Genomic DNA, 19,951 nt, shown 5'->3' on the forward strand with positions numbered 1-19,951 from the left:
ACACGCTAGCCGCCCGACCGGTCCGCGCGCAGCCGAATTACCGGCGGGGTCCGGGACCGGCCGGCCGCGTCCCCACGGAGGCAGCCCGGCGGGTCGGCCGGTCGCGCCTCGCGGAGGCCCTCCGGCGCAGGATCTCGGCTGGCCGGTCACGGCCCGGGGAGGCCGCCCGGCGCGGGATCGTCGGCAGGCCCTCGCGCCCTTCGGGGCGACCGCCACGTGGCGGTGACGGGGTGCCCGACATGCCTCCGGGACCCCCCGCCCGGCGATACGGTCGCACCGGCGGGTGTCGACGGCGGAGGGCGGACGGATGGCCGGGCGGGCGACGGCACGGATCGGTGTGACCGGGCTGGCGGTGATGGGCCGGAACCTGGCCCGCAACCTGGCCCGCAACGGTCTCGCCGTGGCGGTGCACAACCGGTCGCCGGAGCGCACCCGCAGCCTCGTCGCGGAGCACGGGGACGAGGGGACGTTCCTGCCCGCCGAGTCGATGGCCGACTTCGTCGCGTCGCTGGAGCGGCCCCGCGCGGTCATCGTGATGGTCAAGGCGGGCGGCCCCACCGACGCCGTGGTCGACGAGCTGGTCCCGCTGCTCGACGCGGGCGACATCGTCGTGGACTGCGGCAACGCGCACTTCGCCGACACCCGCCGGCGGGAGGAGGCGCTACGGGCCCACGGCCTGCACTTCGTCGGCACCGGCGTCTCCGGTGGCGAGGAGGGCGCCCTGCGCGGCCCGAGCATCATGCCGGGCGGATCCGCGGAGTCGTACCGCACGCTCGGGCCGATCTTCGAGCGGATCGCCGCCCAGGTGGACGGGGTGCCGTGCTGCCGGCACATCGGGCCGGACGGCGCCGGGCACTTCGTCAAGATGGTGCACAACGGCATCGAGTACGCCGACATGCAGCTCATCGCGGAGGCGTACGACCTGCTGCGGGCCGGACTGGGCGCGCAGCCGGCGGAGATCGCGGAGATCTTCCGTGGCTGGAACTCCGGCGAGCTGGAGTCCTTCCTGATCGAGATCACCGCCGACGTGCTGGCGCACACCGACGCGGCCACCGGGCGGGCGTTCGTGGACGTCGTGCTGGACCGCGCCGAGCAGAAGGGCACCGGTCGCTGGACGGTGCAGAGCGCGCTCGACCTGGGCATCCCCATCACCGGCATCGCCGAGGCGACCTTCGCCCGCTCGCTGTCCGGGCACGCCGACCAGCGCGAGGCGGCCCGGCAGGCGTTTCCGGAGGCGGGCGCGACCGGGCGGGTCGAGGACCCCGACGCCTTCGTCGAGGACGTCCGCCGCGCCCTGCTCGCCTCGAAGATCGTCGCGTACGCGCAGGGCTTCGACCACATCCGCGCCGGCTCCCGCGAGTACGACTGGGGCATCGACCTGGGCGGCACCGCGACGATCTGGCGGGGCGGCTGCATCATCCGGGCCCGCTTCCTCGACCGCATCCGCCAGGCGTACGACGAGCGGCCCGACCTGCCGACGCTGCTGGTGGCGCCGTGGTTCGCGGACACCGTGAACGACGGCGTGCCGAGCTGGCGGCGGGTGGTCGCCAACGCGGCGCGGGCGGGCGTGCCGGCCCCGGCGTTCGCCTCGTCGCTGGCGTACTTCGACGCGCTGCGCGCCCAGCGGCTGCCGGCCGCCCTGATCCAGGCGCTGCGGGACAACTTCGGGGCGCACACCTACCAGCGCGTGGACCGCGAGGGCACCTTCCACACGAACTGGCCCACCGACCGCACCGAAACGAGAACCTGACCCAAACCCCCGACCCGCGAGTCGATCATGCACTTCCGGTGGGCGGAACGCCCCGGTGTGGGGCTTTCACGGAGCACCACGACTGCATGAGCGACGAACGGGTCGGGGGTGGGGTCAGGTCACGGGTTGGCGGGTGCGTGGTCAGAAGAAGCGGCGGCGCTTCGCCTTCTGCGGGCGGAGCATGTCGGCGCCCTTGGTGAGCAGGCGGCTCACCCCGGTCGGGCCGCGGCGGGCCTCCAGCGTGTGGCTGAGCCGGCGCGCGCCCGCCGCCGCCAACGGCACGGCGACGGCCATCATCGCCCACTGGGCAATACGCTTCTGGATCATGTGGGTTCACCTCCGTCGGTGGCTGCTGACCACCGTGGTACCCCGTACGAGCGGGCGGTAAGCCTCAGGCGGGCGGCGGGGCGACCGGGTTGGGCAGCGCGCCGCCGAAGCGACGGTCCCGCTGCGCGTAGAGCTCGCAGGCGTACCAGAGGTGGCGGCGGTCGAAGTCGGGCCAGAGCGTGTCGAGGAAGATCAGCTCGGCGTACGCGGTCTGCCAGAGCAGGAAGTTCGAGATCCGCTCCTCGCCGGAGGGACGCAGGAACAGGTCCACCTCGGGGATCTCCGGGTGGTAGAGGTACTTCGCGACGGTCTTCTCGTTGACCTTCTCAGGGTCCAGCCGGCCCGCCGCCACGTCGCGGGCGATGGCGGCGGCGGCGTCGGCGATCTCGGCCTGACCGCCGTAGTTGACGCAGAACTGGAGGGTCAGCGTCGAGTTGCCCCGGGACATCTCCTCCGCCGTCTGCAGCTCGGAGATGACGCTCTTCCAGAGCCGGCCGGCCCGGCCGGACCAGACCACCCGCACCCCCAGGTCGACCAGCTGGTCGCGGCGGCGGCGGATGACGTCGCGGTTGAAGCCCATCAGGAACCGGACCTCGTCCGGCGAGCGCCGCCAGTTCTCCGTGGAGAAGGCGTACGCCGACAGGTAGGGGATGCCCATCTCGATGGCGCCCTCGACCGTGTCGAAGAGGGAGAACTCCCCCGCCTCGTGGCCCTTGGTGCGGGGCAGCCCGCGATCCTTGGCCCACCGGCCGTTGCCGTCCATCACCACGGCGACGTGCTTCGGCACCGCGTCGGCGGGCAGCGCCGGCGGCCGGGCGCCCGACGGGTGCGGAGTCGGCGGCACCGGCTCGCGACGCCCGGCCCTCATCGATCGGATCACTCGGTTCTCCCCCTGTTCACACCGTCCGCACCGGACCCGACGCCGGGCGGCGGCGGGACCGGGCCGGCCCCCGGGGCGCCCCGGTCGACCAGCGGCAGCGAGCGTAGCGCGCGCTCCAGGTGCCACTGCAGGTGTGCCGCGACCAGGCCGCTGCACTCCCGGCGTACGCCGGTCTCGGTGGCGTCGGCGACCCGCCAGTCGCCGCTGGTCAGCGCGGACATCAGGTCGATGGTGGCCGGGGCCGGATGGGCCGCGCCGGGCGGCCGGCAGTCCGGGCAGACCGCGCCCCCGGCCGGTACGGAGAACGCCCGGTGCCGCCCCGGCGTGCCGCAGACGGCGCAGGCGGTCAGCGCCGGCGCCCAGCCGGCGAGCGTCATGCCCCGCAGCAGGTACGCGTCGAGCACCAGGGTGGTGGCGTGGCTGCCCTCGGCGAGCGCCCGCAGCGCGCCCAGGGTGAGCTGGAACAGCCGCAGCGACGGCTCCCGTTCGACGGGGGTGAGTCGCTCGGCGGTCTCGGCGATCGCGCTGGCCGCCGTGTAGCGGGGATAGTCGCCGAGGAACCGCTTGCCGTAGAGGTCGATGCCCTCGACCTGGCTGACCGTGTGCAGCGAGCTGCCCAGGTTGCCCTTCGGGTCGCCGGCGAGCTGGAGGTCGACGTGACCGAACGGCTCCAGCCGGGCACCGAACTTGCTGGTGGTGCGGCGGATCCCCCGGGCCACTGCGCGGAGCCGGCCGTGCCGGCGGGTGAGCAGGGTGATGATCCGGTCGGACTCGCCGAGCTTCTGCACGCGCAGGACCACCGCGTCGTCGCGGTAGAGCTGTCGGCGGTACCCGGCCATCGGACCATTCTCTCTCGGGGTGCGGAATCAGGGTCAGCTCGGGGTGTCCGCGCGCGGAACCCCGATGCGCGGGGGCCGTCACGCCTCGTAGCGTGCTCGCATGGCTCTGCACCGCACCGCCGCCGCGCTCGCTGCGGCCACCACCCTGATCGTCGCCGCCGGGTGCGACAACCTGTCCTTCCGCCGGCTCGACTACGACAACACCGAGGCGGTCCGGATCAACAGCATCCGGGTGCTCCCGGGGGCCGGCGACGTGACCGTCCGCGCCATCGGCGCGCAGGACGAGGTGCGGATCAAGCGGGTGGTGCGCTACCAGGGCGGTCAGCCCGACGCGACGTACGAGGTCAAGGGCGGCGAGCTGGTGCTGGACACCGACTGCGGTTCCCGGTGCAGCATCTCCTACGAGGTCACCGCCCCGGACGGGGTGAGCGTGAAGGGCGAGACCGGCTCCGGTGACGTCGACCTGAGCAGGGTGGGCCCGGTGGAGATGCGGCTCGGCTCGGGCAACATCCGGGTGACCGCCTCCAGCGGCCCCGTACGCGCCGAGACCGGCTCCGGCAACATCCAGGTGGCCGGCGCTGGCGGGCCCGTACGCGCCCAGACCGGCTCCGGCAACGTCGAGGTCGACGAGGTCGCGGCCGCGGCCACGCTGCGTACCTCGTCGGGCGACATCACCGGGCACCGCCTCGGCGGCGGGGTGGACGCGGAGACGGGCTCCGGGGACATCACCGTCGACCTCACGACGCCGGCCTCGGCGCGGGTGCACGCTTCCAGCGGGAGCGTCGATCTGGTCGTGCCGGCGGGCCGCTACCGGGTCCGCTCCACCACCGACGGCGGCGACGCCGAGCTGGGCGTCACCGACGACCCGTCCGCCACGCTGGTGCTCGACCTCTCCACCGGCAGCGGCGACATCACGCTCACCCAGCGTTGATCTCGACGGTCTCCGGCTCGCGCGCGGCCCGGGGCGCCGGCACCACCGCCCGCACGCTGACCGGTCCGCCGGCCCTGCCGTCGCCCCCGTGCCGGGTGGCCGGTCCGCCGGCCCTGCCGTCGGCGGGCGCGCCGATGGTGGCCGGGCCGGGGCGGGCCCGGCCGGGGACCAGCTCCGGCGGCCTGCGGGCGGCCACGTCCTCCACCCAGCCGACGAGGGCGGTCACCGCCGCGACCAGCGCGAAGACCAGCGCCACCCGGATCGCCAGGCCGAGCGGGTCCTGGTGCGACCAGCCCACCACGTCGACCAGCGGGGTGAGCGCCACCACGAACGGCATGTGCCACAGGTAGACGGTGAGCGCCCGCCGGTTGAAGATGGTCACCACCCGGCCGAACGCGGCGCTGCGGTCCACCCAGGGTGCGCTCGCCGGCCCCCGACCGAGCAGCACGAGAACGAAGGCCGCCGACCAGAGGGCGTTGCCCAGGGGGTTGTCGTTCAGGTCGTACCCGCGCGGTCCGGGGTGGGTGACGATCCAGGCGGCCCCGGCGGCGGCGAGGGCCAGCGCGACCGGGACCAGCACCCGGTTGGCGAGGCGGCGCAGCATGCCGGCCTGGTGGGCGAAGCCGAGCAGCCAGGCCCCGAAGTAGAGCCCGAACTGGTGCAGCGCCACCGGCAGCGCCGGGAGCAGGCCCAGTTCGGCCGCCGCGAGCAGGGCGTACGGGGCGATCAGGGTCGGCACCGGGGCGCGCCGGAACAGCCAGAGGGCCACCGGCGAGGCGAGCACGAACCAGAGGTAGTCGCGCAGGTACCAGATCACGCTGAGCGCGATCGCGCCCCAGCCGTTGGCCGGCGGGTCGGCGATGGGAAAGAGCCAGAGCAGCACCTTCGGGCTCAGCGGCAACCCGGTGAGCAGCATGGCCGGCACGAAGACGGCGGCGAGCACCCACAGCGACGGCAGCAGGCGCCGCAGCCGGCGCACGACCGCCCCCGGCCCCCACCGGTGCAGTGAGGCCGCCATCAGCGAGCCGGCGAGCGCGAACATCACCGACATCGCCGGGAAGACGAGGGTCAGCGTGGCCCAACCTGTGACGTGGTAGACGACGACTCGAACGATGGCCAGGAAGCGGAGCAGGTCCAGGTATCGGTTTCGCATCAGCCTGCATCTATGTCCGGGGATACGGGGGCTCTCCTACCCCCTACCCTCCGGGCCGAGCATGCCAAACAGAAGAGAACCCACCAGAAGGTGACATCTTCCATACGTCCGACCGATACCGATCATGCGTCGGACGGGCTCTGGGCCGGGACGCGGCGCGCCCCGGCCCCTGGCGTCAGAAGCCCAGCTTGCGTAGCTGCTTCGGATCCCGCTGCCAGTCCTTCGCCACCCGGACGTGCAGGTCGAGGTAGACCCGGGTGCCGAGCAGCTCCTCGATCTGCCGGCGGGCGGTGGTGCCGACGTGCTTGAGCCGGCTCGCCCGGTGGCCGATCACGATCGCCTTCTGGCTGGGGCGCTCGACGTAGACATCGGCATAGATCTTCATGAGCCGGCCCTCGGGGACCATCTCCTCGACGACCACCGCGATGGAGTGCGGCAGCTCGTCGCGGACGCCCTCCAGGGCGGCCTCCCGGATCAGCTCGGCGACCAGCACCTGCTCCGGGTCGTCGGTGAGCATGTCGTCGGGATAGAGCTGCGGCGACTCGGGAAGGTAGCCGGTCATCACGTCGACCAGGGTGTCCACCTGGTGCCCGGAGACCGCGCTGACCGGCACCACCTCGGCGAACTCACCCAGCTCGCTGACCGCGAGCAGTTGCTCGGCCAGCCGCTTGCGGTCCACCAGGTCGGTCTTCGTGACCACCGCCAGCACCGTGGCCTTCAACTCGGCCAGCTCGCCGGTGATGAACCGGTCGCCCCGCCCGATCGGCTCGTCCGCCGGGATGCAGAGGCCGATCACGTCGACCTCGCTCCAGGTCTGCCGGACCAGGTCGTTGAGGCGCTCGCCGAGCAGCGTACGGGGGCGGTGCAGGCCCGGGGTGTCGACCAGCACGAGCTGGGACTCCGGGCGGTGCAGGACGGCCCGGATGATGTGCCTGGTCGTCTGCGGCTTGTTCGAGGTGATGGCGATCTTCTGCCCGACGATCGCGTTGGTCAGCGTCGACTTGCCGGCGTTCGGCCGGCCGACGAAACAGGCGAACCCGGCCCGGTAGGGGCGCGGCTGGAGATCGCTCACTCGACCACCGTGCCGAGGACGGACCCGTCCGGGGCGGCCACGTGGATCGGCGCGTCCGCGGCGAGGTCGCGTACCGCCGCGTGCCCCGCGCCGTCCAGCGTCGACGCCTCGGTGACCACCACGGCGGCCTCCAGCCGGGTCGCGCCGGCCGCCACCGCGGACGCCACCGCGAGCTGGAGCGCGGTGATCGTCAACGAGGGCAGCGACACGCTTGCCGCCGCGTACGTCCGACCGTCCTGGTCGCGGACCGCCGCGCCCTCCACGGCGCCCACCCGGCCACGCGCGCCCCGCGCCAGGACGACCAGCTTGCCGTCCTCGGCGCTCAGCTCGACCGGGTCGGACGGGGTGGGCCGGGCGGCCGGTACGGCGGGTGACTCAGGCATCGGCGGGTTGCCTCTCCTCGGATCGGTTCGTGTCGTCCCGGGGCTCGGCGTGCTCGCCACGCCCCGGGCCGTTCTGCGTGTCGGTCGACTCCGCCCGGCTCACCAGCACGGTGTCGATCCGGTTGCGTCGGCCGGTGGTGCCCTCGGCGACCAACTGGAGCCCGGCGACCTCGACCTGCGCCCCGGGGATCGGGACCCGGCCCAGGGACTGGGCGAGCAGGCCGCCGACGGTCTCCACCTCGTCGGTGGGGAGGTCGGTGTCGAACAGCTCGCCCAGATCCTCCACCGGGAGCCGCGCGGTGACCCGCACCGCCCCGTCGTCGAGGTGCTCGACCGGCGGGCGCTCGACATCGTACTCGTCGGTGATCTCACCGACGATCTCCTCCAGGATGTCCTCGATGGTGACCAGCCCGCCGGTGCCGCCGTACTCGTCGACGACGATGACCAGGTGGTTGCGGGCGGCCTGCATCTCGGAGAGCAGGTCGTCGACCGGCTTGGACTCGGGCACGAAGGTGGCGGGGCGCATCAGCTCGGCGACCGGGAGCTGCCGGTCCTCCGGGGCACCGCCCTGGGTCCGCCGGATCAGGTCCTTGAGGTAGAGCACGCCGAGCACGTCGTCGACGCTCTCGCCGATGACCGGGATCCGGGAGAAACCGGAGCGCAGGAAGAGCGCCAACGCCTGGGAGAGCGTCTTGCGTTCCTCTATCCACACCATCTCGGTACGCGGCACCATCACCTCCCGGGCGATGGTGTCGCCGAGCGCGAAGACCGAGTGGATCATCTGCCGCTCGCCGTGCTCCACGACACCGCGCTGCTCGGCCAGGTCGACCAGCTCGCGCAGCTCCACCTGGGTGGCGAACGGCCCCTCCCGGAAGCCCCGGCCCGGCGTGACCGCGTTGCCGATCAGGATCAGCAGCGAGGCGAGCGGGTTGAGCGCCCGGCCCAGCCAGCGGACGAGCGGGGCGACGGACCGCCCGACCACGTACGCGTGCTGCCGGCCGATGGTCCGGGGGCCGACCCCGACCACCACGAAGCTGATCACGGTCATCGCGCCGGCGGTGACCAGCGCCGCACGCCAGCCCGCGCCGAAGGTGTCGACCGCGACCAGCGCCACCAGGGTGGTGGCGGTCAGCTCGGCGAGCAGCCGCAGCAGGAGCAGGAGGTTGAGGTGGCGGACCACGTCCCCGGCGACGGCCTGGAGCGTCCGTGCGCCCCGCGCGCCGTCGCGGGCCAGCTCGGCGGCGCGGGCGGGCGAGACCGCGGCGAGGGCCGCTTCGGTCATGGCGATGAGGCCGGCCAGCACCACCAGGCCGGCCGCGAAGACCAGCAGTTGCAGGTCGGGCAGGCCGGTGGCGGCGGCCGCCAGTGTCGGGGTGGTCATCACCGGGACCGGGTCGACCGCCAGCTCGCCAGCAGCCGGGCCTGGAGGGCGAACATCTCCCGTTCCTCCTCCGGCTCGGCGTGGTCGTAGCCGAGCAGGTGCAGCACCCCGTGCACGGTGAGCAGGTGCAGCTCGTCGGCGGCGGCGTGACCGGCGGTGGCCGCCTGCTTGGCCGCCACCTCCGGGCAGAGCACGATGTCGCCGAGCAGTGCGGGCTCGCCGCCGGCGGCGGACGTCTCACCGGGCCCGTGGTCGACGCTGCCCTCGTCCATGGGGAAGGCGAGCACGTCGGTCGGGCCGTCGCCGCCCATCCACCGGTGGTTGAGCTCGGTCATGTAGTCGATGTCGACCAGCAGCACGGACAGCTCGGCGAGGGGGTTGACCCCCATCTCGTCGAGGGCGTGCCGGGCCACGGCGAGCACGGCGTCGGTGTCGACGTCGACACCCGACTCGTTGGCGATCTCGATGGACAACAGTCTTCCCTCGGTCTAGCGGCGCCGGCCGGCCCGGCCGCCCTGGGCGGACCGCCCCGGCACGGCGTGCACGCTCTGCGCCTGCTGGTTCTCCCGCTCGTCCCAGCGGGCGTACGCGTCGACGATCTCCCCGACCAGCCGGTGGCGGACCACGTCGGAGCTGGAGAGCTCGGCGAAGTGCACGTCCTCCACGTTCTCCAGGATCTCCCGGACCACCCGCAGGCCGCTGGTCGTGCCGCCGGGAAGGTCCACCTGGGTGACGTCACCGGTGACGACGATCTTGGAATTGAAGCCGAGCCGGGTGAGGAACATCTTCATCTGCTCGGGCGTGGTGTTCTGCGCCTCGTCGAGGATGATGAAGGCGTCATTCAAAGTTCTTCCCCGCATATATGCCAGCGGCGCGACCTCGATCGTGCCCGCCGCCATCAGCTTGGGGATGGAATCCGGGTCGAGCATGTCGTGCAGCGCGTCGTAGAGCGGGCGCAGGTAGGGGTCGATCTTCTCGTTGAGCGTGCCGGGCAGGAACCCGAGCCGCTCCCCCGCCTCGACCGCCGGCCGGGTCAGGATGATCCGGTTGACCTGCTTGGCCTGCAACGCCTGGACGGCCTTCGCCATCGCCAGGTAGGTCTTGCCGGTGCCGGCGGGGCCGATGCCGAAGACGATGGTGTGCGCGTCGATCGCGTCGACGTAGCGCTTCTGCCCCAGCGTCTTGGGACGGATGGTGCGGCCGCGCCGGGAGAGGATGTTGAGCGTCAGGACCTCGGCGGGCCGCTCGGCGCCGCCCTGCTCGAGCATGCCGACGGTACGCCGCACGGCGTCAGTGGTCAGGGTCTCGCCTTTCTCGATGAGTTCCAGCAGCTCGCTGAAGATCCGCTCGGCGAGGGCGTTGTCGGCGGGGGCGCCGGTGATGGTGATCTCGTTGCCCCGGACGTGCACGTCGCTGTCGACCGAGCGCTCGACCAGTCGCAGGATCTCGTCACCCGCGCCGAGCAGGTTGACCATGATCTTGGAATCCGGGACGGTGATCCTGGTCTGCACCCGGGGCGGGCCGGGAGGTGGGGTGCCGGTCATAGGTCGGGCCGAGGGGCCCTGCGCACCTGCTCTCGATCTCGGCGCCGGCCTGCTGGCGCGGCGCGCTGACGTTACTGCCATCTTATCTTTCCAACAGCGGCGGCACCCTGCCCATTTCCGCGCGTGGGGCACGGGCGGACCGGTCACCTCGTCCGCGGCCCGGACGGATCCGGCCGGGGCTGGTCCGTCCGGGCCGTCCGGTCGCGCACGTCAGGAGCCGGCTCGGAAGTCGTACCGCTCGAAGGTCTCCTGGTGCCGGGTGAACCGGTAGGTCGCCCAGTGCATCCGCACCACCGTGCCGCGCTCGTCCCGGGTCAGCCGGAGCAGCTCCCCCGCCTCCCGGCCGGAGACCGTGCGGAACACGTCCGGCCGGTCCGGCAGCGCGACGAAGACCGACGGCGGCTTTCCGGCCGGATCGTCGGCGCCCCGGGCCCGCAGCTCGCCGTCGTGCCAGGAGAAGACGTACTCGAAACCCTCCCCCCACCAGCGGCCGAGCAGCCCGCGTACGCCCTCGGGGGCGGGCGGGCCCGGCTGCCACGGCGTGACGTCGGCGGGGTCGTGCTCGACCGCGGCGGCCAGCAGCCGGTGCGGCAGGTCGAGGACCTCGCCGGCGGTGCCGGAGGAGCCGAGCACCGCGACCCCCATGGCGCCGGGAGTGCCCTCCCCGCCGCGCCGGCCGTAGACGCCGGCCAGGAAGCCGGGCATCGCGCCGTCGTGGCCGACGTGCATGATCCGCTTGCCCTGCGGCACCAGGATCAGCCCCAGCCCGAAGCCGCCGGCCCAGAGCGTCTCGTCGGTGACCGTCGCCGGCCAGCGCATCTCGTCCAGCGTGGCCGGGGCGAGCACGGCGCCGGCCGGGTCCAGCGCCGCCGGGTCGGCGAGGAAGGCCGCCCAGCGGGCCATGTCGGAGGCGGTGCTCCAGAGCTGCGCCGCCGGACCGACCGCCCTGAAGTCGGTCGGCGGCTCGGGGCGCGCCTCGTCGGAGTAGGCGTCGACCAGGAACCCCGTCGCGGCGTGCGGCCCGGGTTCCGTCGAGGTCGCGGCCAGTCCCAGCGGGGTCAGCACCCGCTCGGCGAGCGCCTCCGCCCAGGTGCCGCCCCGCAGGTGGCCGACGAGCCGGCCGAGCAGCGCCATGCCGAGGTTCGAGTAGTGGTAGCGGCGGCCCGGGGGCAGCACCCGCTCGGCCCGGGCCAGGTCGGCGACCAGCCCGTCGGCGTCCGGCGTGCGCAGGGTGTCCCAGACGTCGCCGTACGGCTCGCGTTGCAGGCCGGCGGTGTGCGACAGCAGCCGGCGCACCGTCAGCTCGCCGTGGGCCGGCAGGTCCAGGTGCCGGCCCAGCGGATCGTCGAGGTCCAGCAGGCCGTCGTCGCGGCACTGGAGGGTCAGCACGGCGGTGAACGTCTTCGTGACCGACCCGATCCGGAACCGGGTGCCCGGCCCCAGCTCGGTGTCGTTGCCGGTCCCGCCGACGGCGCACGTCCAGAGCGGGCGGTCCGCCCGGTGCAGGGCCGCCGACACCGCCGGCACCCGGGCCTGCGCCTGGACCGTCCGGACCATCCGCGACAGGCGGTCGTCGACCGCCGTCATGCGAGGTTCCGGGCCAGCATCGGGCCCAGTGGCGCCCCGCCGAGCACGTGCGCGTGCACGTGGAAGACCTCCTGGCCGCCGTACGCGCCGGTGTTGAACATCAGCCGGAAGCCGTCACCGAGCAGTCCCTCGTCCTCGGCCACGGTGGCGGCCGTGGCGAGCACCTCCCCGGCCAGCGCAGGATCGCCCTGGGCGAGGGCCGCCACGTCGGCGTAGTGCTCCTTCGGGATGACCAGCACGTGCACCGGCGCCTTCGGGTCGATGTCACGGAAGGCGAGCGTGGTGGCGGTTTCCCGGACGATCGTGGCCGGGATCTCGCCGGCGACGATGCGGCAGAAGAGGCAGTCGGTTCCCATGCGGGGCAGTGTAAGGAAGGGCACCTTGTCAACGCCTTCGGTAGCGGAAGGGTCCCTTCCTTGCACCCGGGCGGGCCGGGCATGATGGCCGGCGTGACTTCACGGGCGGTACTGGTGACGGGGGCCTCGCGCGGCATCGGGCGGGCGGTGGCGACCGCGTTCGCGGCAGGCGGCGACCGGGTGGCGATCCACCACCGGGACTCGGCGGAGCTGGCCGAGCGGCTGCGCGCCGAACTGCCCGGCGAGGGGCACGTCGTGGTCCGCGCCGATCTCACCGACCCGGACGCCGTACGGGCCATGGTCGACGAGGCGGCCGGCCTGCTCGGCGGGCTCGACGTGCTGGTCAACAACGCCGGGGTGTACGGCGAGCGGGACGCCCCGCACCCGGTCTTCGGCGCCTCCTACGAGCAGTGGCGCGCGCAGTGGCGGCAGGTGCTGGAGACCAACCTGACCGGCGCGGGCAACGTCATCTGGTGCGCCGCGCAGCACATGCGCGACCGGGGCGGCCGGATCGTCAACGTCTCCTCCCGCGGGGCGTTCCGGGGCGAGCCGGAGCAGCCGGCGTACGGGGCGAGCAAGGCGGGGCTGAACGCGCTGGGGCAGTCGCTGGCGGTGGCCCTCGCCCCGTACGGCATCACGGTCGCCACGGTGGCTCCCGGCTTCGTGGAGACCGACATGACCACCGGACACCTGAGCGGGGAGCGGGGCGCCGCGATCCGGGCGCAGAGCCCGTTCAACCGGGTGGCCCGCCCCGAGGAGATCGCCGCCGCCGTGCACTGGCTCGCCTCCCCGCAGGCGGAGTGGGCCTCCGGCACCATCGTCGACCTCAACGGCGCCTCCTACCTGCGCAGCTGACCGGCCCGGTCCTCAGCGAACTCCCAGCGTGGCGGGGGTGACGGTGGGCACTGCCGGGGTAAGGGTTGCCGGCATGACGGACAGCGTGCTGGACCTCACCGACGACTACCAGGTGGTCGACGGTCACGACGACGATCCCGTACTGCTGCGCCCGGACGGCAGCCCGGTGGACACCTGGCGGGAGGACTACCCGTACGACGAGCGCATGGAGCGCACGGAGTACGACCACCACAAGCGGCTGCTCCAGATCGAGCTGCTGAAGCTCCAGGACTGGATCCGGGAGTCCGGTGAGCGGCTCGTGATCCTCTTCGAGGGGCGCGACGCGGCCGGCAAGGGCGGGACGATCAAGCGCTTCATGGAGCACCTCAATCCGCGCGGCGCGTCGGTGGTTGCCCTCGCCAAGCCGAACGAGCGGGAGTCCACCCAGTGGTACTTCCAGCGGTGGCTCGGGCACCTGCCGGCGGCCGGCGAGATCGTGCTGTTCGACCGGTCCTGGTACAACCGCGCCGGGGTGGAGCGGGTGATGGGTTTCTGCACCCGCAAGGAGTACCTCGAGTTCCTCCGCCAGGCCCCCGAACTGGAGAGGATGCTGGTGCGCTCGGGCATCCGCCTGGTCAAATTCTGGTTCTCGGTGTCCCAGAACGAACAGCGCACCCGGTTCGCCGTCCGCCAGGTGGACCCGGTGCGGCAGTGGAAGCTCTCCGACATGGACATCGCCTCGCTCGACAAGTGGGACGAGTACACCGAGGCCAAGGAGGCGATGTTCTTCTACACCGACACCGCCGACGCACCGTGGACGGTGCTGAAGAGCAACGACAAGAAGCGGGCCCGGATCGAGGCGATGCGCCACGTGCTGAGCCGCTTCGACTACTACGACAAGGACCACGAGGTGGTCGGCGTACCGGACCCGCTGATCATCGGCCCGGCCGGGCTGGACCTGGACCCGGAGGAGCAGACGGTGCACGTCTTTCCCAGGCTCTGACCCCCGCCGGACGCGCGCCCCGACCATCCCGGACGAGATGCCGTGGCCGGCGACGGTCAAGGACGAGGCCCGCACCGCTGGTGACCGACCCGTCGGCTGCGGCATCCGGGCCGGAGTCACCGTCGTCGCGGTCAACCCGCAGCGGGGTACGAAAGGGTCTGTCCTGGATCGAATGGAGGCTGGCTCACGATCAGTGCAGCCGCAGCGTCCGGCGCACCGTGACGACGAGCAGGACGACGGCGCCGCCGACCAGCAGGAGGGCCTGGAGCGACTGGAACAACCAGAATCGGCTGGCCGGATGGACGTCGAAGGCCGCCTGGTATCCCTTGGCGAGCAGGCAGTCTTGTTCGGCGAGTTCGGCCCGGCTCGACGACGGGTCGACGCCGGCGGCGGGTGGGCACACGCTGGACAGCGAGCCGTCCGACACCCGGCCGTCCGGGGCCACCCGCATCTCGGCGACGATGACGTCCCCGTTGGCGATGAGAGCGTCCCGGCTGACGCCGACCTGCCGGTCCGGCTTGGCGTAGAGGTCGTGACTGACGATGACCGCAGGGATGGCAACGGCGATCACCGCCACGGTGACCGCCATGGCCGGCACGGTGCGGCGCAGGATGGCGCTGGTGGCGGCGCCGACTGCGAATGCGAAGAGCCACCACGCGGCAGGCGCGAGGCCGACGATGTTGAACTTGCCGGGGTTGGTGAAGGAGGAGTCAGGGAAGGCACCCTCGAACACCGCGTTCCACCGACCGACCATCACCGCCAGGGCTGCCCCGGCGACGACGACGGCCACGCAGAGCAGGCCGAGCTTGGCGAGGATCCAGCGTAGCGTCGTCACGGACTGGGTCCAGGCCATGCGGAACGTGCCGCGCTCCATCTCCCGGGCCACGAGGGGCGCACCCCAGAACGCACCGATCAGTGCCGGTCCCACCAAGGGCAGGTAGCCGAAGACCTGGTAGACGGCGTGGTAACGGTCGAACATCCCGCGGTTGAAGTCGTGACACACCGGCGACGATCCCGGGCAACCGTCGGGAGCGTGGCCTGCCGCCCACGAGGTGGCTTCGAGGGCGGAGACCAGGAGTGTCCCGCCGAGCAGAATCAGTGCCCCGAACGTGACCAGCAGCTGGGCGCGGTGCTGACGGTAGGTCAGCCAGACCATCTTGCTCTCCTTCTCAGTTCGCCCGGACGACGTTGGGGCGGGGCAGCGCTGCGGCGTCGGGGTCACGCAGGTAGGTCAGGACGAGGTCCTCGAGGGACAGGGGACGTTCGGTCCACCGCTGGTCCGGAACGGCACCGGCGCCGCGGACCAGCATCGTGGCCTGCCGGCCGGTGCTGCTACGGGCGACGACGGGCAACTGGGCGGCCACCGCCTCGGCGCTGTCCGCCGGACCGGTCAGGAGCCGGTGCTCGGAGAGCAGGTCCTCGATGTCCCCGCTGACCTGCACACGGCCGCCGTTGAGAACGACCAACCAGTCGCAGGTGCCCTCGAGGTCGGGCACCACGTGCGAGGAGAGCAGGACGGTCATGCCCGTCTCCGCCACGGCGGCCATCAGGCTGCTCGTCACGTCGTGTCGGGCCAAAGGGTCCAGGTCGGCGAGCGGTTCGTCCAGCACCAGCAGGTCGGGCCGCTTGGCGAGCGCCAGGGTGAGCGCCACCTGGGTCTGCTGGCCGCCGGAGAGCCTTGCCACCCGCCGGTCGAGCGGGATCCTCAACTCGTCGAGCCTGCCGCGGGCCAGGTCGTCGTCCCAGTTCGGATTCATCACCCGCCCGAACCGCATCATCTCCGCGACGGTGAAGCCATCGTAGAGGGGCTTTTCCTGGGCCAGGAACGCGATCCGGGACAGCGCGGCGCCGTCGCGTCCCACCGTCGTGCCGAAGACGCGGACCGACCCCCGAGTGGGTTGCAGCAATCCGACGATCATGTGGAGGAAGGTCGTCTTGCCCGCTCCGTTGGGGCCGACCAGCGCGGCGACCCGACCGGCCGGTACGGCCACCGAACACTCGCGCAGCGCCCAGGTACGGCGGTAGCGCTTGCCGAGCCCGGTCGCCTCCAGCGCATTTCCCTCCCGTCGTTCACGGGCCGGGTGCTCCTCCGGAGACCTGCCCAGTCCTGGCATGTTCACGACCACCGCATCCTCACTCGTCCTCACGCCGACCTCCGGAACGAATCCATCAACACCGACGCGAACAGCGCCTCCACGTCCTCCTGGTCCAGGCCGGCGCGGCGGGCCTGGCCTACCCAGGCGGACAGCTGGGCGGCGAGTCGGGCCTGCTCGGCCGCGTCGGCGGTCCGCAGCGACCGGCGGACGAACGTGCCCTGCCCCGGGCGGCCGATGGCGAGGCCCTCCCGCTCGAGCTCCCGGTATGCCTTGAGCACCGTGTTGGGGTTGATCGCCAACCGCGCCACCACCTCCTTGGCGGTGGGCAGCTTGTCGCCGGGCTGAAGAACCCCTAGCCGGAGCGCGTGTTTCACCTGGTGGACGAGCTGCAGATAGGTGGAGACCCCGGACCCACGATCCAGGTGGAACTCGATCAACTCCGCACCCTTTCACTATTTCAATAGTGAAAGGGTGAAGGCGCGGGAGGGCCCTGTCAAGCCACTCAGGCGGATCGGCAGTGACTCGCCGCGATCACGCGGGCATGACGCCTCCGCCGATCACCGGGATGCGCGACAGCTCTGGCGCGATGGCGGTGCTGCGACGCTGAGCCCTCGAGGCGTTCACGTCGCCGCCGAGTGCGGCCCGGTGCACGGGGATGAGCGCATGTCCGAGAGAAGATGGGGCCGGTGCCCCGACGCGGCTACGGCGTGCCGGCGGTCACCAGTGGCCGAGGCGGGTGGCCAGGACGCTGAGGGCAGCCACCCCGGCGGTCGACGTACGCAGCACCGAGGGCCCCAGCCGCACCGGCCGGGCGCCGGCCTCGGTGAAGGCGGTCAGCTCGGCCGGGGCGATGCCGCCCTCCGGGCCGACGACCAGCACGATCTCACCGGCGGCGGGCAGCTCGACGACGGTCAGCCGCTCCCGCGCCTCCTCGTGCAGGACGAACGTCGCGGCGGCGCCCGCGATCCGGCGGGCCACCGTCGCGGTGGACTCGTCGGGGGCGCCGGCCACCACCGGCAGCCACGACCGGCGGGCCTGCTTCGCCGCCTCCCGGGCCGTCGCCACCCACTTCTCCCGGGCCCGGGCGCCCCGGTCGCCGCGCCACTGCGCCACCGAGCGGGACGCCGCCCAGGGCACGATCTCGTCCACCCCGACCTCGGTCATCGCCTGCACGGCCAGCTCGCCCCGGTCGCCCTTGGCGATGCCCTGCACCACGACGAGCCGGGGAACGGCCGCGTCCACGTACCCCCGGGAGATGACGTCGAGTTCGAGGCTGCCCCGGCCGACGGTCGTGACCACCGCGGACGCGGTGCCGCCCCGGCCGTCGGCGAGCAGGAGTTCCTCGCCGACGCGCAGTCGTTGCACCGTGGCGGCGTGGTGCCCCTCGGGGCCGCCCAGGGTGAGCTGGTCGGCGGTGGGCAGCGACTCGACCAGGAACAGCGGCGCGGACACGACGATCAGGCTAGCCGCCCCGGCGGACGCCGGGGCGGTCAGGCCGCTCAGGCGTGGCCGTTGAAGGCGTCGCGCATCCGGGAGAAGAAGCCGCCCTGCTTGGTGAGCTCGGCGACCTCCTCGCCCCGAGTCTTGGCGAAGTCGCGCAGCATCTTCTCCTGGTCGGCGTCGAGCTTGGTGGGGGTGCGCACGTCGAGGTGGACGTAGAGGTCACCCCGGCCGGTGCCACGCAGGTGCGGCACGCCCCGGGCGCGCAGCCGCAGCGTGCTGCCCGGCTGGGTGCCGGCCTTGACGTCGACCGTCTCCTCGCTGTCCAGCGTCTTGATGGTCAGCCGGGTGCCGAGGGCCGCCGCGGTCATCGGCACCGTGACCCGGCAGTGCAGGTCGTCGCCCTTGCGGGAGTAGACGTCGTGGGGCCGCTCGTGGATCTCCACGTAGAGGTCGCCGGCCGTGCCGCCGCCCGGGCCGACCTCACCCTGCTGGGCGAGGCGGATGCGCATGCCGTCCTCGACGCCGGCCGGGATCTTGACGGTCAGCGAACGGCGGGTGCGGACGCGGCCGTCGCCGGCGCAGGTCGGGCACGGGTGCGGGATGGTGGTGCCGTAGCCCTGGCAGACCGTGCACGGCCGGGCGGAGACCACCTGGCCGAGGAAGGTGCGCTGCACGGACTGCACCTCGCCCCGGCCGGCGCACGCCTCACAGGTGGCCAGGTGGGTGCCGGCCGCCGTGCCGGCGCCGGAGCAGGTGGTGCAGAGCACGGCGGTGTCGACGGTGATCGGCGCCTCGACGCCGAACGCGGTCTCGTGCAGGTCCAGCTCCAGCCGCAGGATCGCGTCGGCGCCGGGCCGGGTACGCGGTCGCGGACCCCGCGAACCGCCGGCCGCGCCGCCGAAGAACGCGTCCATGATGTCCTGGAAGCCGACGAACGGCCCGGCGCCGCCGGGGCCGCCCGGGCCACCCGCGCCCCCGCCCCCGGGGGCGAGCGGGTCACCGCCCAGGTCGACGATCTGCCGTTTCCGGTCGTCCGAGAGGACCTCGTACGCGGCGTTGATGTCCTTGAACTTCTCCTGGGCCTCCGGATCCGGATTCACGTCCGGGTGGAACTGCCGCGCCAGCTTGCGGTAGGCGCGCTTGATCTCGTCGTCGGAGGCTTCCCGGCTCACGCCGAGAATGCCGTAGTAGTCCCTGGCCACTGCGTTCCGTGTCCTCATGTTCGTCTCGCGTTGCGCCGGTCGGCGGCTGGAGCCGGCCGTCGGCCCTGACTGGTCAGTTCTGGGCCAGCAGCTCGCCCACGTAGCGTGCCACGGCCCGCACCGTGGCGATGGTGCCGGGGTAGTCCATCCGGGTCGGCCCCAGCACGCCGAGGCCGCCGACGCTGGTCGCGCCCGGCCCGTAGCCGGTGCTGACCACCGAGGCGGCGCGCAGGTTGTCGATCTCGTTCTCGTCGCCGATCAGCACCCGCGTCGTGCTCGGCTCCGCCTCGCCGATGAGCTTGAGCATGACGACCTCCTCCTCCAGCGCCTCCAGGATGGGGCGCAGGGAGCCCTGGAAGTCGAGCAGGCCGCCGCGGGTGAGGTTGGCCGTCCCGGCCAGCGCGATCCGCTCCTCGTGCCGCTCGATCAGCGTCTCCAGCAGCACGGTGGAGAGGGTGGTCATGGCCGGGCGCAGGTGCGGCACCGACTCCTCGACGAGCGCCTGCACCAGCGGCGGCGTCTCCGACAGCCGGGTGCCGACCAGCTTCTCGTTGACCAGCCGGCGCAGGTCCGTGACGTCGTCGGCGGGGATCGGCGCGGGCAGCTCGACCAGCCGCTGCTCGACCCGGCCGGTGTCGGCGATCATGACCAGCATCAGCCGGGTGGTGGAGATCGGCACCAGCTCCAGATGACGCACCGAGGAACGGGCCAGGCTCGGGTACTGCACGACGGCGACCTGCCGGGTGAGTTGCGCCAGCAGCCGGACGGTGCGGTGCACCACGTCGTCGAGGTCGACGGCGCCGACCAGGAAACGCTCGATCGCCCGGCGCTCGGCCGGGCTGAGCGGCTTCACCCGGGACAGCCGGTCCACGAAGAGCCGGTAGCCCCGGTCGGTGGGCACCCGGCCGGCGCTGGTGTGCGGCTGGCGGATGTAGCCCTCCTCCTCCAGCACGGCCATGTCGTTGCGGACGGTCGCCGGTGAGACCCCCAGCTGGTGCCGCTCGACAAGCGCCTTGCTGCCGACGGGCTCCTGCGTGGCGACGTAGTCCTCGACGATCGCGCGCAGCACGGCGAGCTTGCGGTCGTCGAGACCCATCCTCCCCACCTCCTGTCGCACGTCGGCCCCGGCACGCGGGGGGCCGGGGTGGGCTGCTGGCACTCGACTGTAGC

Annotated in this window: 21 protein-coding genes; 4 read left to right on the forward strand and 17 right to left on the reverse strand. The window is 72.9% G+C overall.

Features of this window, described 5'->3' with window-relative positions:
• The first annotated feature begins 307 nt into the window (after positions 1 to 307).
• Positions 308 to 1,750 carry an NADP-dependent phosphogluconate dehydrogenase gene (gene gndA / locus ACGFNF_RS02565; protein WP_393165343.1) on the forward strand — a complete coding sequence of 481 codons (1,443 nt, stop codon included), beginning with the start codon at positions 308 to 310 and terminating at the stop codon, positions 1,748 to 1,750.
• Positions 1,751 to 1,891: 141 nt separating this feature from the next.
• Here gndA and ACGFNF_RS02570 read toward each other — a convergent pair whose 3' ends face one another.
• The 3 genes from ACGFNF_RS02570 to recO form a co-directional block, all read right to left on the reverse strand.
• Entirely contained in the window at positions 1,892 to 2,077 is a 186-nt protein-coding gene (locus tag ACGFNF_RS02570; RefSeq protein WP_311413809.1) for a hypothetical protein, read from the reverse strand.
• A 64-nt stretch (positions 2,078 to 2,141) separates the two neighbouring features.
• The gene (locus ACGFNF_RS02575) at positions 2,142 to 2,945 is read right to left on the reverse strand and encodes an isoprenyl transferase (protein ID WP_357577649.1); all 804 of its coding nucleotides are present in this window, start codon (positions 2,943 to 2,945) and stop codon (positions 2,142 to 2,144) included.
• Between the two features lie 8 nt (positions 2,946 to 2,953).
• Positions 2,954 to 3,796 carry a DNA repair protein RecO gene (recO, locus tag ACGFNF_RS02580; protein WP_311413808.1) on the reverse strand — a complete coding sequence of 281 codons (843 nt, stop codon included), beginning with the start codon at positions 3,794 to 3,796 and terminating at the stop codon, positions 2,954 to 2,956.
• Positions 3,797 to 3,896: 100 nt separating this feature from the next.
• Here recO and ACGFNF_RS02585 point away from each other — a divergent pair, with 100 nt between their 5' ends.
• Complete coding sequence (locus ACGFNF_RS02585) at positions 3,897 to 4,727, forward strand: DUF4097 family beta strand repeat-containing protein (protein WP_357577596.1); 831 nt, start codon at positions 3,897 to 3,899, stop codon at positions 4,725 to 4,727.
• Here ACGFNF_RS02585 and ACGFNF_RS02590 read toward each other — a convergent pair.
• The 8 genes from ACGFNF_RS02590 to ACGFNF_RS02625 form a co-directional block, all read right to left on the reverse strand.
• Positions 4,714 to 5,880 carry an acyltransferase gene (locus tag ACGFNF_RS02590; protein WP_357577597.1) on the reverse strand — a complete coding sequence of 389 codons (1,167 nt, stop codon included), beginning with the start codon at positions 5,878 to 5,880 and terminating at the stop codon, positions 4,714 to 4,716. The two genes, ACGFNF_RS02585 and ACGFNF_RS02590, sit on opposite strands and share 14 nt — an antisense overlap.
• A gap of 175 nt (positions 5,881 to 6,055) precedes the next feature.
• Positions 6,056 to 6,952: a GTPase Era gene (gene era, locus ACGFNF_RS02595; RefSeq protein WP_151452825.1), complete on the reverse strand. Its 897-nt coding sequence runs from the start codon at positions 6,950 to 6,952 to the stop codon at positions 6,056 to 6,058.
• Positions 6,949 to 7,335, reverse strand: a complete 387-nt coding sequence (locus ACGFNF_RS02600; RefSeq protein WP_101412356.1) for a cytidine deaminase — start codon at positions 7,333 to 7,335, stop codon at positions 6,949 to 6,951. Before ACGFNF_RS02600 ends, era begins: the two co-directional genes overlap by 4 nt.
• Entirely contained in the window at positions 7,328 to 8,740 is a 1,413-nt protein-coding gene (locus ACGFNF_RS02605; RefSeq protein ID WP_393165345.1) for a hemolysin family protein, read from the reverse strand. The genes ACGFNF_RS02600 and ACGFNF_RS02605 overlap by 8 nt, the downstream gene beginning before the upstream one ends.
• The gene (gene ybeY / locus ACGFNF_RS02610; RefSeq protein ID WP_132240405.1) at positions 8,716 to 9,189 is read right to left on the reverse strand and encodes an rRNA maturation RNase YbeY; all 474 of its coding nucleotides are present in this window, start codon (positions 9,187 to 9,189) and stop codon (positions 8,716 to 8,718) included. Before ybeY ends, ACGFNF_RS02605 begins: the two co-directional genes overlap by 25 nt.
• 15 nt (positions 9,190 to 9,204) lie before the next feature.
• Positions 9,205 to 10,260 (reverse strand): PhoH family protein, encoded by a 1,056-nt coding sequence (locus ACGFNF_RS02615; RefSeq protein WP_311413805.1) that lies wholly within the window; start codon positions 10,258 to 10,260, stop codon positions 9,205 to 9,207.
• A 210-nt stretch (positions 10,261 to 10,470) separates the two neighbouring features.
• The gene (locus ACGFNF_RS02620; RefSeq protein ID WP_393165248.1) at positions 10,471 to 11,847 is read right to left on the reverse strand and encodes a serine hydrolase domain-containing protein; all 1,377 of its coding nucleotides are present in this window, start codon (positions 11,845 to 11,847) and stop codon (positions 10,471 to 10,473) included.
• A complete protein-coding gene (locus tag ACGFNF_RS02625; RefSeq protein WP_132240408.1) occupies positions 11,844 to 12,203 on the reverse strand; it encodes a histidine triad nucleotide-binding protein in 360 nt (119 codons plus the stop codon). The genes ACGFNF_RS02620 and ACGFNF_RS02625 overlap by 4 nt, the downstream gene beginning before the upstream one ends.
• A gap of 93 nt (positions 12,204 to 12,296) precedes the next feature.
• Between ACGFNF_RS02625 and ACGFNF_RS02630 the strand changes: the two genes are divergently transcribed.
• A complete protein-coding gene (locus ACGFNF_RS02630; protein WP_393165250.1) occupies positions 12,297 to 13,058 on the forward strand; it encodes an SDR family NAD(P)-dependent oxidoreductase in 762 nt (253 codons plus the stop codon).
• A 73-nt stretch (positions 13,059 to 13,131) separates the two neighbouring features.
• The gene (ppk2, locus tag ACGFNF_RS02635; protein ID WP_151452819.1) at positions 13,132 to 14,040 is read left to right on the forward strand and encodes a polyphosphate kinase 2; all 909 of its coding nucleotides are present in this window, start codon (positions 13,132 to 13,134) and stop codon (positions 14,038 to 14,040) included.
• A gap of 190 nt (positions 14,041 to 14,230) precedes the next feature.
• Here the strand turns inward: ppk2 and ACGFNF_RS02640 are convergent, their stop codons facing one another.
• The 6 genes from ACGFNF_RS02640 to hrcA all read right to left on the reverse strand — a co-directional run bounded on the left by ACGFNF_RS02640 (position 14,231) and on the right by hrcA (position 19,877).
• A complete protein-coding gene (locus ACGFNF_RS02640) occupies positions 14,231 to 15,196 on the reverse strand; it encodes a hypothetical protein (protein ID WP_393165252.1) in 966 nt (321 codons plus the stop codon).
• A 13-nt stretch (positions 15,197 to 15,209) separates the two neighbouring features.
• Positions 15,210 to 16,154, reverse strand: a complete 945-nt coding sequence (locus ACGFNF_RS02645) for an ABC transporter ATP-binding protein (RefSeq protein ID WP_393165347.1) — start codon at positions 16,152 to 16,154, stop codon at positions 15,210 to 15,212.
• Between the two features lie 29 nt (positions 16,155 to 16,183).
• Positions 16,184 to 16,573, reverse strand: coding sequence for a GntR family transcriptional regulator (locus ACGFNF_RS02650; RefSeq protein ID WP_393165254.1), 390 nt, complete (start codon positions 16,571 to 16,573; stop codon positions 16,184 to 16,186).
• 280 nt (positions 16,574 to 16,853) lie between these two features.
• Positions 16,854 to 17,588: a 16S rRNA (uracil(1498)-N(3))-methyltransferase gene (locus ACGFNF_RS02655; protein ID WP_393165256.1), complete on the reverse strand. Its 735-nt coding sequence runs from the start codon at positions 17,586 to 17,588 to the stop codon at positions 16,854 to 16,856.
• 47 nt (positions 17,589 to 17,635) lie between these two features.
• Positions 17,636 to 18,781, reverse strand: a complete 1,146-nt coding sequence (gene dnaJ / locus ACGFNF_RS02660; RefSeq protein WP_192581261.1) for a molecular chaperone DnaJ — start codon at positions 18,779 to 18,781, stop codon at positions 17,636 to 17,638.
• 73 nt (positions 18,782 to 18,854) lie between these two features.
• Positions 18,855 to 19,877 carry a heat-inducible transcriptional repressor HrcA gene (hrcA, locus tag ACGFNF_RS02665; protein ID WP_151452815.1) on the reverse strand — a complete coding sequence of 341 codons (1,023 nt, stop codon included), beginning with the start codon at positions 19,875 to 19,877 and terminating at the stop codon, positions 18,855 to 18,857.
• Positions 19,878 to 19,951: the final 74 nt, after the last annotated feature.

It is taken from the genome of Micromonospora sp. NPDC048868, from assembly GCF_043198195.1.
In the GTDB taxonomy this organism is placed as follows: domain Bacteria; phylum Actinomycetota; class Actinomycetes; order Mycobacteriales; family Micromonosporaceae; genus Micromonospora; species Micromonospora reichwaldensis.